The sequence below is a fragment of the Streptomyces sp. NPDC046985 genome (assembly GCF_040644415.1).
Lineage (GTDB): Bacteria > Actinomycetota > Actinomycetes > Streptomycetales > Streptomycetaceae > Streptomyces.
The window spans coordinates 206,104-222,370 of the sequence record NZ_JBEYWK010000004.1 but is presented as its reverse complement, the minus strand read 5'-3'; the positions used below and the strand labels follow the sequence as shown (position 1 = coordinate 222,370).

The following is a 16,267-nucleotide window of genomic DNA, read 5'->3' as shown; positions in this document are numbered from 1 at the left end:
CGCCGCGCCGCGCCGCCCTGCCCGCCCACTCGCCGCACCGGTCCGTGACCCGCGTACGCGTCCCGTACGCGCAGTGCCCGGCGCGTCGCGAGCGCGCACCGGGCGCCGCGGACCCCGCCCTCCGGGCGGACGACGGAACGTGCGGCGCCGGGACCTGGGCCCCCTCTACGGGCGTAGAGGCTCTGACGTACGTCGAAGGAGCAGCTCATGGCCAACGTCGTCCGTGCGGCCCTGGTCCAGGCCACCTGGACCGGCGACACCGAGTCCATGGTCGCCAAACACGAGGAGCACGCCCGCGAGGCGGCCCGGCGGGGCGCCCGGATCATCGGGTTCCAGGAAGTCTTCAACGCGCCCTACTTCTGCCAGGTCCAGGACCCCGAGCACTACCGCTGGGCCGAGCCGGTCCCGGACGGCCCGACCGTGCGGCGGATGCGGGACCTCGCCCGCGAGACCGGCATGGTGATCGTCGTGCCGGTCTTCGAGGTCGAGCAGTCCGGTTTCTACTACAACACCGCCGCCGTGATCGACGCCGACGGCGCCTATCTCGGCAAGTACCGCAAACACCACATCCCCCAGGTCGAGGGCTTCTGGGAGAAGTACTACTTCCGGCCCGGCAACCTGGGCTGGCCCGTCTTCGACACCGCCGTCGGCAGAGTCGGCGTCTACATCTGCTACGACCGGCACTTCCCGGAGGGCTGGCGGCAACTGGGCCTGCGCGGCGCCCAGCTCGTCTACAACCCCTCGGCCACCCACCGCGGTCTCTCCGCCCACCTGTGGAAGCTGGAGCAGCCCGCCGCGGCCGTCGCCAACGAGTACTTCGTCGCCGCGATCAACCGCGTCGGCGTCGAGGAGTACGGCGACGACGACTTCTACGGGACGAGTTACTTCGTCGACCCGCGCGGCGAGATCGTCGGAGAAGCGGCCGACGACTCCAAGGAGCAACTCCTCGTCCGGGACCTCGACTTCGACCTCATCGAGACGGTGCGGCGGCAGTGGGCCTTCTACCGGGACCGCCGACCCGACGCCTACGAAGGGCTGGTGCAGCCGTGAACGACCTCTACGACCGGCACCGGGCCGTCCTGCCGGACTGGCTGGCGCTGTACTACGAGGACCCGCTGGAGATCACCCACGGCGAGGGCCGCCACGTCTGGGACGCCGAGGGCCGGCGCTACCTCGACTTCTTCGGCGGCATCCTGACCACGATGACCGCCCACGCGCTGCCCGAGGTCACCAAGGCGGTGAGCGAGCAGGCCGGGCGGATCGTGCACTCCTCCACGCTCTACCTCAACCGGCCCATGGTCGAACTGGCCGAGCGCATCGCCGAGATCAGCGGCATCCCCGACGCCCGGGTCTTCTTCACCACCTCCGGCACCGAGGCCAACGACACCGCGCTGCTGCTCGCCACCGCCCACCGGCGCAGCAACACGATCCTGGCCATGCGCAACAGCTACCACGGCCGCTCCTTCAGCGCGGTCGGCGTCACCGGCCATCGCGGCTGGTCCCCGACCTCCCTGTCCCCCCTCCAGACGCTCTACGTCCACGGCGGCGTCCGCACCCGCGGCCCGTTCGCCCACCTGAGCGACGACGAGTTCGTGGCCGCCTGCGTGGAGGACCTGAAAGACCTCCTCGGCCACACCCGGGCGCCCGCCGCGCTCATCGCCGAACCCATCCAGGGCGTCGGCGGATTCACCTCCCCGCCCGACGGCCTGTACGCCGCCTTCCGGGACGTGCTCCACGAGCACGGCGTCCTGTGGATCGCCGACGAGGTGCAGACCGGCTGGGGCCGCACCGGCGAGCACTTCTGGGGCTGGCAGGCGCACGGACGCAGCGGGCCGCCGGACATGCTCACCTTCGCCAAGGGCATCGGCAACGGCATGTCCATCGGCGGGGTCGTCGCCCGCGCCGAGATCATGAACTGCCTGGACGCCAACAGCATCTCCACCTTCGGCGGCACCCAGATCACCATGGCCGCCGGTCTCGCCAACCTCGACCACCTGGTGGAGCACGACCTCCAGGGCAACGCCCGGCGGGTGGGCGGCCTGCTCATCGAGCGACTGCGGGCGGCCGCCGCCGGACTGCCCGGCGTCCGCGAGGTGCGCGGGCGCGGACTGATGATCGGCATCGAGCTGACCAGGCCGGGAACGGACGAGGCCGATCCGGCGGCGGCCGCCGCCGTGATGCAGGCGGCCCGCGACGGCGGCCTGCTCATCGGCAAGGGCGGCGGCCACGGCACCAGCGCCCTGCGGATCGCCCCGCCGCTGTCCCTGACCGTCGCGGAGGCGGAGGAGGGCGCCGCGATCCTCGCACACGCGCTGCGCAGCACGCAGGAACACGCTCCGGCCTGAACGAGGGAGCCCGATGACCACCACCGTGGAGCACCGGGGGCCGGCCGAGCCCCTGGAACCCGCCCTGTCGGTCCGTCACGTCCTGTCCCTGGAGCGGGTGCTCGCCGGGGAGCCCGAGGTGGTGGCAGGCGCCCGCCATCTCGACCGGCCCGTGCGCTGGGTGCACGTCGCCGAGGCGCCGGACGTCGGCGTGATGCTCAACGGCGGCGAGATGGTCCTCACCACCGGGGTGCTGCTCGCCGGGGACGAGGAGAAGCAGGCCGAGTACGTCCGCTCGCTGCACCGCGCCGAGGCCGCCGCCGTGGTGCTCGGCCTCGGGCGGGCGTTCCCGCGGCCGCCGGACGTGATGCGGCGGGCCGCCGAACGCTGCGGGCTGCCCCTGGTCGTGCTGCACCGCCCCTTTCCCTTCACCGAGTTGACGGAAGAGGTCCAGTCCCGTCTGGTGCGCCGCAAGTTCGCCGCGGTCAGCCTGTCGGAGTCGGTGCGCACCGCCCTGACCGCGCTGATCACCGCGGGCGCGCCGCTCCAGGCGCTGCTGGACGTGATCGCCCAGTACAGCGCCTGCCCCGTCGTCGTCGCCAACCTCGCCCACCGCGTGCTCGCCACGGCCGGCGAGCGATCCGCGGTGGACGACGTGCTGCGGGACTGGGAGCGCATCGCCCGGCAGGCCGGCGGCAGCGAGGGCGACGGCTGGGTCCGCGCCGAACTCGGCGGCCGCGGGGAGCGGTGGGGCCGGATCGTGCTGTGCGGGCACCGCGGCGACGCCGCCGCTGGACGGCTGCTGGCCGACCGGGCCGCCGAGGCGCTGGTGCTGCACCGGATGCTCGGTGCCGCAGGCGGCACCTGGGAGGAGCAGTCCGCGCAGGGCCTGCTGACCGACCTGGTCAGCGGGGTCGTACCGGCCCGGCACCTGCTGCCCCGGGTGCGAGCCGCCGGACTGCCGGTCAACCGGCGCGCCTTCGTCCCGCTGGCCGTGCCCGGCGCCGGGGGCGCCGAACTCGACCGGCTGCTGAAGCTGCTGGGGCTGCCCGGACTGGTCGCCGAACTCGCCGACGGCGTCACCGCCGTCCTGCTCAGCCTCGCCCGCGACCAGGACGCCGCCGCCCTGACCGCGCATTTCGCGGCCCGGCTGCGCGCCGCCTCGCACCGCGCCCGCACGGTCGTCGCGGCCGCCGACCCCCGCACCGACTGGGACGAGGTGCCCGCCGGGCTGCGCGAGGCACGGCACGTGGCCGACGCCGTCGCGGACTCGGCGCCCGCCCTCGAACTGCCGTGCGTCGTACGGCTCAAGGACGTGCACCTGCGCGGTCTGATCCGGCTGCTGCGCGACGACCCGAAGGTGCAGTCCTTCGCGGAGCGGGAGCTGAACGGGCTGCTCTGCGGCGCCGACGCCGACCTGCTCGGCGTGCTGCGCACCTACCTGGCCACCGGCCGCAACAAGTCCCGCACCGCCCAGCTCCACCACGTCTCCCGGCCCGCCCTCTACCGCCGCCTGGAAGCGATACAGGCACGCCTGGGGGCGGACCTCGACGACTTCGAGCAGGCCGCCTCGGTGCACATCGCGCTCCTCGCGCACGACGCGCAACAGCAGTGAGCGCAACACCGTCGAAACCGGGGACTGCCTGCGACAACGGCGGCGAAACACGGGGGCGGGCGACCGTGACACGGTGACACGCCGCGCCCCGGCAGACGTGACACGGTGCACCTCAAAGCGGCCCCGCCCGCTTCCTACGCTCGCCGCACACCCCACACCCGCACCCCCGACCAGCGGAGGCCCCGATGAGCCGAGTGATCCGCGCCGCCGTCTTCCAGACCGCCTGGACCGGCGACAAGGAGTCCATGATCCGGGTTCACGAGCAGGCGGTCCGCGACGCGGCCGCCCAGGGCGCCGAAGTCCTGTGCTTCCAGGAGCTGTTCTACGGCCCCTACTTCTGCCAGGTGCAGGACCCGGCGTTCTACGAGTACGCCGAGCAGATCCCCGAGGGCCCGATCGTCCGCCGCTTCCAGGCGCTCGCCGCCGAACTGGGCGTCGTCCTCGTCCTGCCGATGTACGAGGAGGAGCAGCCCGGCGTCCTCTACAACACCGCCGCCGTGATCGACGCCGACGGCTCCTACCTCGGCAAGTACCGCAAGACCCACATCCCCCAGGTCAAGGGATTCTGGGAGAAGTTCTACTTCCGTCCGGGCAACAGCGGCTGGCCCGTCTTCGACACCGCCGTCGGCCGGATCGGCGTCTACATCTGCTACGACCGGCACTTCCCGGAGGGCTGGCGCGCCCTCGGCCTGGCCGGCGCCGAGATCGTCTTCAACCCCTCGGCCACCTCCCGCGGCCTGTCCGGCTACCTGTGGCAGTTGGAGCAGCCCGCGGCGGCCGTCGCCAACGAGTACTTCGTCGGCGCGATCAACCGGGTCGGCGTCGAGGAGTACGGCGACAACGACTTCTACGGCACCAGCTACTTCGTCGACCCGGAGGCGCAGTTCGTCGGCGAGGTGGCCGGCGACAAGGAGACCGAACTGGTCGTGCGCGACCTCGACCTGGCCAAGCTGCGCGAGGTGCGCGACCGCTGGCAGTTCTACCGCGACCGCGCGCCGGGCGCCTACACGCCGCTGACCGCGCCCTGAGCCGCGCCCGCCACTCGCGCGCACACGGCAACGGAAAGGAGAGGGAGCATGAGCCGTACCGTCATCCGCGGCGGCCTCGTCGTCACGGCCGCCGACGAGATCCACGCCGACGTCCTGATCGAGGACGGACGCGTCGCCGCGCTCGCCGCCTCGGGCACGCCCGCCGCCGAGGCGTTCACCGCCGAGCGCACCATCGACGCCCGGGGCAAGTACGTGATCCCGGGCGGGGTGGACGGCCACACGCACATGGAGATGCCGTTCGGCGGCACCTACGCCGCCGACACCTTCGAGACCGGCACCCGGGCCGCCGCCTGGGGCGGCACGACCACCATCGTCGACTTCGCGATCCAGAGCGTCGGCGGAGCGCTGCGGGAGGGCCTGGACGCCTGGCACGAGAAGGCCGAGGGCAACTGCGCGATCGACTACGGCTTCCACATGATCGTCTCCGACGTGAACGAGGACACGCTGAAGGAGATGGACCTGCTGGTGGAGGAGGGCGTCACCTCCTTCAAGCAGTTCATGGCCTACCCGGGCGTGTTCTACTCCGACGACGGCCAGATCCTGCGCGCTATGCAGCGCGCCGCCGACAACGGCGGCCTGATCATGATGCACGCCGAGAACGGCATCGCCATCGACGTCCTGGTCGAACAGGCCCTGGCCCGCGGCGAGACCGACCCCCGCTACCACGGCGAGGTCCGCAAGGCGCTGCTGGAGGCGGAGGCCACCCACCGCGCCATCCGGCTCGCCCAGGTCGCCGGCGCCCCGCTGTACGTCGTGCACGTCTCGGCGCGCGAGGCGGTCGCGGAGCTGGCCCGCGCCCGCGACGAGGGCCTGAACGTGTTCGGCGAGACCTGCCCGCAGTACCTGTTCCTGTCCACCGACGACCTCGCCGAACCGGACTTCGAGGGCGCGAAGTACGTCTGCAGCACGCCGCTTCGGCCCCGCGACCACCAACGGGCCCTGTGGCAGGGGCTGCGGACCAACGACCTCCAGGTGGTCTCCACCGACCACTGCCCGTTCTGCTTCACCGGCCAGAAGGAACTCGGCCGGGGCGACTTCTCCAAGATCCCCAACGGGCTGCCGGGCGTGGAGAACCGCATGGACCTGCTCCACCAGGCCGTCGTCGACGGGCACATCTCGCGCCGCCGCTGGATCGAGATCGCCTGCGCCACTCCGGCGCGCATGTTCGGCCTGTACCCGAAGAAGGGGACCATCGCCCCCGGCGCCGACGCCGACGTGGTGATCTACGACCCGCACGCCGAGCAGGTCATCTCCGCCCAGACCCACCACATGAACGTCGACTACTCGGCCTACGAGGGCCGACGCGTCACCGGACGCGTGGAGACCGTGCTCTCGCGCGGCGAACCGGTCATCACCGAGCGGGAGTTCACCGGTCGCGCCGGGCACGGCGTCTACACCCCCCGCTCCGCCTGCCAGTACCTCGACTAGGAGTGGCGCCATGGACTTCGGACTCGTCCTCCAGACCGACCCGCCCGCCGCACGCGTCGTCAGCCTGATGCAGCGGGCCGAGCGCAACGGGTTCAGCCACGGCTGGACCTTCGACTCGGCGGTGCTCTGGCAGGAACCCTTCGTGATCTACAGCCAGATCCTCGCCGGCACCCAGAGCCTCACCGTCGGCCCGATGGTCACCAACCCGGGCACCCGCACCTGGGAGGTCACCGCCTCCGCCTTCGCCACGCTCAACGACATGTTCGGCAACCGCACGATCTGCGGCATCGGCCGCGGCGACTCCGCGATGCGGGTCGCCGGCCGCAAGCCCAACACCCTGGCCCGGATCAGCGAGGCCATGAAGGTCATCCGCGCCCTGGGCCGGGGCGAGGAGGCCGACCTCGGCGGCGGCGCCGTGGTCAAGTTCCCCTGGATCCGGCCCGGCGCCCAAGTGCCGGTCTGGATGGCCGCGTACGGGCCGAAGGCGCTGAAGATGACCGGCGAGGAGGCCGACGGGTTCATCCTCCAGCTCGCCGACCTCTACCTCACCGAGTACATGGTGAAGACGGTCAAGGACGCCGCGGCCGCCGCCGGACGCGACCCCGACGCGGTGAGGATCTGCGTGGCCGCCCCCGCCTACGTCACCGCCGACGACTCTCCCGAGGCGCTCGCCCACGCCCGCGAGCAGTGCCGCTGGTTCGGCGGCATGGTCGGCAACCACGTCGCCGACCTGGTCGCCCGCTACGGCGAGCACACCGGCGCGGTCCCCGGCGAGCTCACCGACTACATCAAGTCCCGCGCAGGCTACGACTACTCCCACCACGGGCGCAGCGGCAACCCGGACACCCAGTTCGTGCCCGACGAGATCGTCGACCGGTTCTGCGTCATCGGACCCGTCGAGCGGCACGTCGAGAAGCTGAACGCGCTGCGCGCCCTGGGCGTCGACCAGTTCGCCCTGTACGCCATGCACGACGCGCGGGAGGCCGTGATCGACGCGTACGGCGAACAGGTCATCCCCGCCCTCGGCGCCAGATGACCCCCGACGACCGCTCCCCGCGTCGACGGGGCCGCCCATGACCGGCGCCGCCTCGCCGGGCGTACCGCCGTCCGCCCCCAGCGCCCTGGACGACGGCCGGACGGAGACCGCCCCCGGCACTGCGCCGCCCAGCGCCCCTTATGCCCACGCGGACCCGCGCCCCGCGTTCACGTCCTTGCACGGATCTCCGAGATACGAGGTGGTCTCCCATGTCTTCCAGTGAAAGCACCCTGGCCGATCCAGCCGGCGCCCAGCAGGCGTATCCGGACGGCCGGGTCGCCTTGTCCGATCCGGCGGTGCTGGAGGACTCGCGTTTCGCCAACGCGGACCTCGTGCCGGTCGCGATCGAGCATCGGACTTGGGGGACGTACAACTATCTCGCCCTCTGGGTGGGGATGGCGCACTGCATTCCTTCGTGGACGCTGGCCTCGGGGCTGGTGGCGCTGGGGATGGACTGGAAGCAGGCGGTGCTGACGATCGCGCTGGCGAACGTGATCGTGCTGATACCGATGCTGCTGACCGGCCACGCCGGCACCAAGTACGGCATCCCGTTCCCCGTCTTCGCACGGGCGTCCTTCGGGGTGCGCGGCGCCAACCTGCCGGCGATGGTGCGCGCGGCGGTGGCGTGCTGCTGGTTCGGCATCCAGACCTGGATCGGCGGGGAGGGCGTCTTCCTGCTCGCCGGCAAACTGTTCGGGCACGGCTGGCTGGACGCCGGCACGATCTCGGGCACGCCATGGACCCAGTGGCTGTCGTTCCTCGTCTTCTGGCTCGTCGAGGTCGCGATCATCACCCGCGGCATGGAGACCCTGCGCAGGGTGGAGAACTGGGCGGCGCCGCTGGTGATCGTCGGCGCGCTGGCCCTGCTGGGCTTCATGGCCGCCAAGGCGGGCGGCTTCGGCCCGCTCCTGGACCAGCCGTCACGTCTCGGCTGGGGAAGCGACTTCGCGAAGGTCTTCTTCCCCTCCCTCATGGGCATGATCGGCTTCTGGTCCACCCTGTCGCTGAACATCCCCGACTTCACCCGCTTCGGCGGCAGCCAGCGCGCACAGATGCGAGGCCAGGCATTCGGCCTGCCGACCACGATGACCCTGTTCGCGGTCCTGTCGGTGCTGGTCACATCCGGCTCGCAGGCCGTCTACGGGGAGCCGATCTGGGACCCGATCGCCCTGGCCGCGAAGATGAGCGACACCGTCGGCGCGCTGTTCGCGCTGCTGATCGTCATGGTGGCGACCCTGTCGGTGAACATCGCCGCCAACGTCGTCTCCCCGGCGTACGACCTGTCCCACCTGCTGCCGCGACTGGTCAGCTTCCGCACCGGCGCGCTGATCACCGGCGTGGTCGGCGTCCTGATCATGCCGTGGAAGCTCATCGCCAACCCGCACGTGTACATCTTCACGTGGCTCGGCTTCGTCGGCGGCCTGCTCGGCACCGTCGCGGGCGTCCTCGTCGCGGACTACTGGATCGTGCGCCGTACCCGCCTGGCACTGGGGGAGTTGTACCGGTCCGACGGCCGCTACTGGTACACCGGCGGCTGGAACCTGCGCGCCGTGGCGGCGTTCGCGGTGGGCGGCGTCCTGGCCGTCGGCGGCTCGTACTCGACGGTCGTCCAGGGCGTCAAGCAGGGCCCGTTCCCCGTCGACGGGGTCATCCCGTTCCTCAAGCCGCTGGCCGACTACGGCTGGGCGGTCGGCCTGGCCTCCGCCGCGCTGCTCTACACGCTGCTCAGCCTCGGCGCCCGGCGAGACCAGGACGCCTGAGCCTCGCGACGGCGGTCCGAGAACCCTTCGGATTCCTGACGTCAGGCGCGGCCGTCGCGCCTGGAGCATCCGGCCGCTTCCCGGGCGCGCACTGCCGGGGGACGGCCGGCGGCTCGGCAGCCGCCGCGATGTTCCGTCGCGGCGGCTGTGCGCTGCCGAAAGTGGTGACGTCCGCGTTTCGTAAGGTCCTCAGTCGCCGGATACCCGCTCCTGGTTCGTAGCGTAAGAGCCGTGAACATTGCGAACTCGTCGACCACCATGGCGCCGGTCGTTCCCACGGTGGACGTGGTGCTGCCCTGCCTCGACGAAGCGGAGGCACTGCCCTGGGTACTGGAGCGGATCCCGGCCGGCTGGCGGGCGATCGTCGTCGACAACGGTTCGCGTGACGGCTCCCCGGAGCTGGCCCGCGCGTGGGGCGCGACGGTGGTGGCCGAACCGAGGCGGGGCTTCGGCGCCGCATGCCACTCGGGGCTGCTCGCGGCGAGCGCCGACATCGTCTGCTTCTGCGACTGCGACGCCTCGCTCGACCCCGGGCTGCTGGCGCCCTTCGTGGCTCAAGTGGCAGCAGACGAAGCCGATCTGGTCCTCGGCAGACGGCGCCCCGAGGGCCGGGGCGCCTGGCCGCCGCACGCCCGCGCCGGGAATCTGGCCCTCGCCCGAATGCTGCGCCGCCGCACCGGCCTCGGCCTGCGCGACCTGGGACCGATGCGCGCCGCGCGCCGCGAGGCCCTCCTGTCGCTCGCTCTCACCGACCGGCGCAGCGGGTACCCGCTGGAGATGGTGGTCCGCGCGGCGGACGCCGGTTGGCGGGTCGCCGAGCGCGACGTGCCGTATCTGCCGCGCGCGGGCAAGTCCAAGGTCACGGGCACCTGGCGCGGCACCTGGCACGCGGTGCGGGACATGCGGCGCGTCCTGGCCCAGGCGCCGCTGGAAGCGGCCCGATGAGCGCGACGGCCGCCGAGCGCACCCTGCTGGTCATCGCCAAGGAGCCGGCGCCCGGCCGGGTGAAGACCCGGCTGACCCCCGCCTTCACGCCGGAGCAGGCCGCCCTGCTGGCCCGCGCCTCGCTCTCCGACACGCTGCACGCGGTCCTGGCCACGCCCGCCGACCGGCACGTCCTCGTCCTCGCCGGCGCTCCCGGCGACTGGCTGCCCGACGGCTTCGACGTGCGGGCCCAGTGCGACGGCTCCCTCGACGTCCGCCTCGCGGCGGCCTTCGCGGCCTGCGCCGGGCCGACGCTGCTGATCGGCATGGACACCCCGCAGGTCACCCCCGCTCTCCTCGCCGCCGGGCTGGACTTCGCGGGGTGCGACGCCCGCTTCGGACCGGCCGCGGACGGCGGGTTCTGGGCGCTCGGCCTCCGGGAGCCCGACGCCGCGCTGCTGCGGGGCGTCCCCATGTCCCGTCCGGACACCGGCGCCCTCCAGCGGCGCCGGCTCGTCGCGGCGGGACTCGCGGTACGCGACCTGCCGACGCTGCGGGACGTCGACACCGCGGACGACGCCCAAGCCGTGGCCGCGCTGGCGCCGGACGGCCGCTTCGCCGCCGCGCACGCCGAGATGACCGGAGTCCGCGCGTGGTGAGCCCCGTCGAGGCCCCGCGGACGGGACTGGAGTGGCGGGCCGATCCGTACACCGCCGCCCTGCGCACCGGCCAGGGCCCCCTCTATCTGCGCCGCGGCGACGGCTGGCTGCTGCCCCTGGACGTCGAACGCTGGTGCGCGGCGCCGGACGCCGCGGACGCGACCGTGCTCGCCCGTTGCCAGGGCCCCGTCCTCGACGTCGGCTGCGGACCGGGCCGTCTGGTGACGGCGCTCACCGGACTCGGCGTCGCGGCGCTCGGCATCGACGTGAGCCTGGCGGCCGTGGACCGGACCCGGCGCGACGGCGGTGCGGCCCTGTGCCGGTCGGTCTTCGATCCGCTGCCGAACGAGGGCTGTTGGGGGACGGTCCTGCTGATGGACGGGAACATCGGCATCGGCGGAGACCCCGGAGCGCTCCTGCGGCGCGCCGGAGACCTCCTTGCCCCCGGCGGCCGGATCGTCGTCGAAGCCGCGGCCCAGGACGTCGACGAGCGGGTCGAGGTCCATGTCGACGACGGACGCGGGGCCCGCGGCGCCGTCTTCCCCTGGGCCCGGGTCGGCGCCCGCGCGCTTCTCTCGCACGCGGGCGCCCGGGGCTGGTCAGCCGTGGACCAATGGCAGTCCGGCGAGCGGCGGTTCCTTCACTTGCGCCGGCGCCGGCGTACACACCGGACGGCGATGAGCACACCCGTGCAGGCGGCCACGGCCGTAAGGAGCAGCAGCCAGTTGCGCAGGTAGTCCAGCGGCAGGACCGAGGGATTGGCCGTCGCCCCGGGGCGTGCCAGCACCGGCAGCGCGACGACGGTCAGACAGCCCGCGACGATCAGAGCGCCCCGCACCGCGCGCCGTGCGGGAAGCGCGGCGACCAGCAGCCCGACGCCCAGGACGAGGGGGGCGACCACGCCGTCGTGGAGCACGAGCGCCCCGACCAGCCACACCCCCACGTCCAGGGGATGCGGCACTCCGAGCACCAGCCACACACCGACGCCTGCCAGGGCCGCGCCCAACGCCCCGATCCCGTAGCGCAGCCATCCTAGGGAAGTCCCCATCACAGTGCCTCCAGTCTGCTGACCCATTTGGTCTGCCACACACCCGGACGGTTCGGCGCGATGATCCGCGCCGGGTAACCGTGGTCGGCGGAGAGCACCTGACCGTTCAGCCGCAGCGCCAGCAAGGTCAGCGGATCGCGCGCGTAACCGCGTCCCATCTCCATGACGCGGTAAGCCCCGCCACGCTCCAGCGACTCCACGCGCACCCGCGCGTCCGGCCCCGCCCCGGCGCGTTCCATCAGGTCCCGCACTCTCACCCCGGTCCAGTGCGCCGTCTTGCTCCAGCCCTCCACGCAGGCGATCGGCAACTCCACCTCGAACTGCGGCATTGCGCGCAACTCGTCCAGCGTGAGCGCGTACGGGCGGGGTCCCACGACGGTGAGCCGCCAGTCCGCTCCCACGGAGGTCACGCCGGCCGCCGCCGCCGTCTTGTTCACCGGCAGTCGCTGCGGCCCGTGGTCGGGATGGCGCGGCGCGAGCAGATCGAGCGTCTTGAGCGGGGTGAACGACTGCCCCACCGTGGTCACCGTCACCGCGCCCACCGCCACGGCGATCCACGCCAGCAGGGAGCGGCGGTCGGGCTCGTCCTCGGCCGGGAGCTTCAGGGTCCCCGGTGACCGCCGCCCCCAATGCGCCTGGATGTCGGGCAGCTTGACGGCGATGTGCAGCAGGAGCGCCCCCACGACCAGCCAGGCGACCGCGAAGTGCACCGGGACGAAGGAGAACGGCCACGGATACCACTGGACCGTGTTCAGCAGGCCGCTGAACAGCTCGAAGACCACGGCCGCCACCAGCAGTGCGATCGACAGCCGCTCCAGGGCGTGCCGCACCGAGCGCAGCGGCGGCCACAGGAACAGCCGCGGATACACGGTCCACAGCTTGGCCAGCAGCAGCGGGATCGCCGCGATGCCGCTCGCCACGTGCAGCCCCTGGCTGACGCGGTATCCCCACAGGGGGCGGCTCGGCAGCTCGTCGATCAGCCAGCCAGGCGGATGCTGGAGGCAGTGGCTGATCACGCCGGTGACGAAGCACACCGCGAGGGCCACGCCCAGCCACCGGCCGACCGACGTGGCGGTCCTGGCGTCATGGAGGCGGCCCGAGAAGGACGGCGGCCGCAACGCGGGGCGGGGAGGCAAGCGCAGTCTCATGCCTCCATCAGACTCCTCGCGGGCCGCGTATCGGCGCTGCGGCTCCTTACGAAACACGGACGCCAGGCGGCGTCGGCCGTCCGGAACCGCAGACCACTGCGAGGGTGAGGGAGTGACCGAACTCCGCACCGCGCTCCACCCCGGCGCGACCGGCCGGACCCGGCCGTCGGCCTGGCCCCGGACCCTGCTCACCGCCGCTCTCCTGGCCGCCCTGACCACCGTCCTGGTGTGCACCGTCCGCTACGACGGCTACTACACCGACGCCGCGGGGCTCTCCCTGTGGTACGCGGCCAGTTGGGCGCTCTTCGCCGCGGCAGCCTGGGCGGTGCGCGCGGTCCCCGCCCGCCGGGCGGTCGTCCTCCTCCTCGCGGGTGCGGCGGCCGTCGCGGCGACGGGCCTGGTCGCGGCCCCGCGGACCAGCAGCGACGCCTACCGCTACGCCTGGGACGGCAGGGTGCAGGCCGCGGGCGTCTCCCCGTACGACTACCCGCCCCAGGCCCCCGAACTGGAGCGCCTGCGCGACGGCTGGCTCTTCCCCGCAGGCGCCGGCTGCGCCCAGCCCGAGCACGCCCTCATCCCGTCCAGCGGAACGACGCGCCACTGCACTCTCATCAACCGCCCCGCGGTGCACACGATCTACCCGCCGGCAGCCGAGTCCTACTTCTACGGAGTCGATCTCCTCTCTCCGGCCGGCGCCCGGCTGAAGCCCCTCCAGATCGGCGGCGCGGCGCTGTCCGTGGCCGTGACGGGTGTGCTCACGCTGATCCTGCGCCGCCGCGGCGACCCACGGACGGCCGCCTACTGGGCCTGGTGCCCGGCCGTCCCCGTGGAGGCGGTGAACAACGCCCACGTCGACACCCTCGGCGTCTTGTTCGCCGTGGCCGGCCTCGGCCTGGTCGCACAGCGGCGCCGGCTGTCCGGAGGCGCCCTCCTGGGGGCGGCCGTCGCCGCCAAGCTGATGCCCGCCGTCGTGCTCCCCGGCGCCCTGTCCGGGGTGCGGCGCGTCCGCGACGCCGCGTCCGTGCTGCTGCCCGCCACGGCGGTGGTGCTGCTCACCTACCTGCCGTACGCACTCGTGTCCAAGGGCTCCGTCTTCGGCTACCTGAGCGGCTACGTCCAGGAGGAGGGCTACGACGACGCGTCCGCCCGCAACCGTTACGCGCTGCTGCGGCTGGTGCTGCCCGACGCCTGGGCGCTGCCCGCGCTGATCGTCCTCATGGCCGCGGTCTGCGCCCACGTCCTGCGGCGGGGCGACCCCGCACGCCCCTGGAGCGGCGCCCTGCTGGTCACCGGGACGGCGTTCCTGCTCCTGACCCCCGGCTACTCCTGGTACGCCCTGCTCCTGATCGGACTCGTCGCACTGGACGGCCGCTGGGAATGGCTCGGCGTCGCGGCGGCGGGAGCGGCCGGATACGTCACCAGCCGGGCCTTCGACCATCCGAACGCGGTGGGAACGACCGCCTACGCGGTGGCGGCGGCGATGGTGGCAGTCGGCTGGACGATCCGGCGCCGCAGGACTCTTCCCGCGTCCGGGACGACACCGCAACCCCCGCTGCCTGCTGTGGATCGCGACGTCCGCACCGGCGAGCAGAAAGGCCCCCGTGCCCCGGCGGCGGGGGAGAGGGAGGTCAGCTCTGCCGGCCGCCGCTCAGAGCGGCCACCGCGTCCCGGGCGGCCCTGATGGCGCCCTTGTTGATCTCGTCCGTGCTCGGCGCCTTCTTCGTCTCGAAGTCGCTGCCGTTGTAGGTGACGACCACCAGCGCGTTGGCGGCCCGCACCACCACCGTGCCCTCCCGCGTCTGCTGCTTGTCCTGCGTGCTCAGCCCGACGAAGGAGTACCCCGCGTCGCCCAGCCCGGGGACCGCGCCGCCGCCGCTCTTCTCCGCCGTCCGCTGCGCGTACGCCTTCTGCGCCGCCGCGTCCGACTGCGTCACCTCGAACGACACGTCCAGCCAGCGGTAGTCGTAGCCCTTGAGAGCGTTCCACGAACAGGTGCGGCGCACCTTGGCGTCCGTCGACGGTATCTCCTTGCCCGCCGTCTTCGCGCCCGGCACCAGCGAGGTGATCGTCTTCTGCGCGACGGCCGTGCACGGCGCGGGGGAGGACGTGTACGCCTTGGACGCGGCGGGCGCGGACGGCGCGGCGGTCGCCCCGTTCCCGCCCGCGCCGGAGCTGTGGGCCTGCCGCCCGCCGGAGCCGGCCCCGGCGGCGGGCGAGGCGGCGAACGGTCCGGACGTCAACGCCCAGCCCGCACAGGCGAGTACGACGACCGGGCTCAGCCGCGCGGTGAGCGCGAGCGGCAAGGAGAGTTCACGCACGGCGCACTTCTCGTGTGGGGGACGCTGCGGACGCCGTCCGCAGAGGGACGGGACGACAGTTTCACACGACTGCCGACACGGCGGAAGTGCCAACTCGCTCTGTGCCCGCGCGGTCACGGCGCCTCACCGCCTTCGCCGCCGCGCCCGGCGCCTCACCGCTCCCGCCGCCGCGCCCGGCGCCCGCGCAGCGCCTGGACGAGCACGGGCAGCAGGGAGAGCACGACGACGAGCGCGATCAGCGGCAGCAGATAGGCGTCGATGTGCGGGACCGAGGCGCCCAGGGCGTATCCGGCCAGCACCAGCGTCTGCGACCAGAGCACGCCGCCGACGCTCTGCCAGAGAGCGAAGGTCCGCGCGGGCACGCCGAGCGCGCCGGCCGCCGGATGCAGGACCGTGCGCAGCAGCGGGACGAAGCGGCCGAGGACCAGGGCCTTGCCGTAGCCGTAGCGGGCCAGCAGCCGCTCGGCCCGCGCGACGGCCCGCTTCACCCGCGGACCGGCACGGCGGTTCAGCAGCGCCCGGCCGCCGTGCCGCCCGATCAGGTAGCCCACCTGGCCGCCCGCCACGGCCCCGACGGCCGCGCACAGCATCACCTGCCACAACTGGAGCCGCGGCGCGTCATGGGCGCCGCCCGCGCACAGCACTCCGGCGGGGACCAGCAGCGTGTCGCCCGGCAGGAAGAAGCCGACCACCAGCAGCCCCGACTCCGCGAAGATCGCCGCGAGCACTCCGAGCGCGCCGAAAGCGGCCAGCACCGAGGCGCTGTCCGTCGGGTCGACGGCGATCACTTCTGGCCACCTCCCGCCACATCCCGCGCCTCCCGGCCGCCTGGCCACGCCGTCGCCGCGCCGCGCCGTCGTACCGGCACGCCGTCGTCGGGTCACCGCTCCCGTCCAGGATCTCGCGGCGCCGCCCACGGCGCCCGTCGCCGCTCGCAGCCCCGCGCCCGCAGGGGCGG

General features: G+C 73.2%; 15 protein-coding genes. 11 read left to right on the top strand and 4 right to left on the bottom strand.

What is annotated here, in order from left to right:
- The first annotated feature begins 207 nt into the window (after positions 1-207).
- The 10 genes from ABZ861_RS07105 (at position 208) to ABZ861_RS07060 (ending at position 11,532) form a co-directional block, all read left to right on the top strand.
- Positions 208-1,050 (top strand): nitrilase-related carbon-nitrogen hydrolase, encoded by an 843-nt coding sequence (locus ABZ861_RS07105; RefSeq protein ID WP_361625009.1) that lies wholly within the window; start codon positions 208-210, stop codon positions 1,048-1,050.
- Entirely contained in the window at positions 1,047-2,345 is a 1,299-nt protein-coding gene (locus ABZ861_RS07100) for an aspartate aminotransferase family protein (protein WP_361625006.1), read from the top strand. Before ABZ861_RS07105 ends, ABZ861_RS07100 begins: the two co-directional genes overlap by 4 nt.
- Positions 2,346-2,358: 13 nt before the next feature.
- Positions 2,359-3,939, top strand: a complete 1,581-nt coding sequence (locus ABZ861_RS07095) for a PucR family transcriptional regulator (RefSeq protein ID WP_361625003.1) — start codon at positions 2,359-2,361, stop codon at positions 3,937-3,939.
- A gap of 185 nt (positions 3,940-4,124) precedes the next feature.
- Positions 4,125-4,967, top strand: a complete 843-nt coding sequence (locus ABZ861_RS07090) for a nitrilase-related carbon-nitrogen hydrolase (protein ID WP_361625000.1) — start codon at positions 4,125-4,127, stop codon at positions 4,965-4,967.
- Between the two features lie 48 nt (positions 4,968-5,015).
- Positions 5,016-6,416: a dihydropyrimidinase gene (gene hydA, locus ABZ861_RS07085; RefSeq protein ID WP_361624997.1), complete on the top strand. Its 1,401-nt coding sequence runs from the start codon at positions 5,016-5,018 to the stop codon at positions 6,414-6,416.
- Positions 6,417-6,426: 10 nt separating this feature from the next.
- A complete protein-coding gene (locus ABZ861_RS07080; RefSeq protein ID WP_361624994.1) occupies positions 6,427-7,452 on the top strand; it encodes a TIGR03842 family LLM class F420-dependent oxidoreductase in 1,026 nt (341 codons plus the stop codon).
- Between the two features lie 209 nt (positions 7,453-7,661).
- On the top strand, positions 7,662-9,212 hold the full coding sequence (locus ABZ861_RS07075) for an NCS1 family nucleobase:cation symporter-1 (protein ID WP_361624991.1): 1,551 nt from the start codon (positions 7,662-7,664) through the stop codon (positions 9,210-9,212).
- A gap of 258 nt (positions 9,213-9,470) precedes the next feature.
- Positions 9,471-10,157: a glycosyltransferase family 2 protein gene (locus ABZ861_RS07070; RefSeq protein ID WP_361625344.1), complete on the top strand. Its 687-nt coding sequence runs from the start codon at positions 9,471-9,473 to the stop codon at positions 10,155-10,157.
- On the top strand, positions 10,154-10,795 hold the full coding sequence (locus ABZ861_RS07065) for a DUF2064 domain-containing protein (protein WP_361624989.1): 642 nt from the start codon (positions 10,154-10,156) through the stop codon (positions 10,793-10,795). The genes ABZ861_RS07070 and ABZ861_RS07065 overlap by 4 nt, the downstream gene beginning before the upstream one ends.
- Positions 10,789-11,532: a methyltransferase domain-containing protein gene (locus ABZ861_RS07060; protein ID WP_361624986.1), complete on the top strand. Its 744-nt coding sequence runs from the start codon at positions 10,789-10,791 to the stop codon at positions 11,530-11,532. The genes ABZ861_RS07065 and ABZ861_RS07060 overlap by 7 nt, the downstream gene beginning before the upstream one ends.
- Here the strand turns inward: ABZ861_RS07060 and ABZ861_RS07055 are convergent.
- Positions 11,436-11,843, bottom strand: a complete 408-nt coding sequence (locus ABZ861_RS07055) for a hypothetical protein (RefSeq protein WP_361624983.1) — start codon at positions 11,841-11,843, stop codon at positions 11,436-11,438. The two genes, ABZ861_RS07060 and ABZ861_RS07055, sit on opposite strands and share 97 nt — an antisense overlap.
- A complete protein-coding gene (locus ABZ861_RS07050; protein ID WP_361624980.1) occupies positions 11,843-12,991 on the bottom strand; it encodes a molybdopterin-dependent oxidoreductase in 1,149 nt (382 codons plus the stop codon). Before ABZ861_RS07050 ends, ABZ861_RS07055 begins: the two co-directional genes overlap by 1 nt.
- Before the next feature lie 112 nt (positions 12,992-13,103).
- Between ABZ861_RS07050 and ABZ861_RS07045 the strand changes: the two genes are divergently transcribed.
- Positions 13,104-14,672, top strand: a complete 1,569-nt coding sequence (locus tag ABZ861_RS07045; protein WP_361624977.1) for a glycosyltransferase 87 family protein — start codon at positions 13,104-13,106, stop codon at positions 14,670-14,672.
- On the opposite strand, the gene ABZ861_RS07040 is transcribed toward ABZ861_RS07045, so the two are convergent.
- A complete protein-coding gene (locus ABZ861_RS07040; RefSeq protein WP_361624974.1) occupies positions 14,620-15,309 on the bottom strand; it encodes a hypothetical protein in 690 nt (229 codons plus the stop codon). The two genes, ABZ861_RS07045 and ABZ861_RS07040, sit on opposite strands and share 53 nt — an antisense overlap.
- 152 nt (positions 15,310-15,461) lie before the next feature.
- On the bottom strand, positions 15,462-16,097 hold the full coding sequence (locus ABZ861_RS07035; protein ID WP_361624972.1) for a DedA family protein: 636 nt from the start codon (positions 16,095-16,097) through the stop codon (positions 15,462-15,464).
- Positions 16,098-16,267 lie beyond the last annotated feature (170 nt).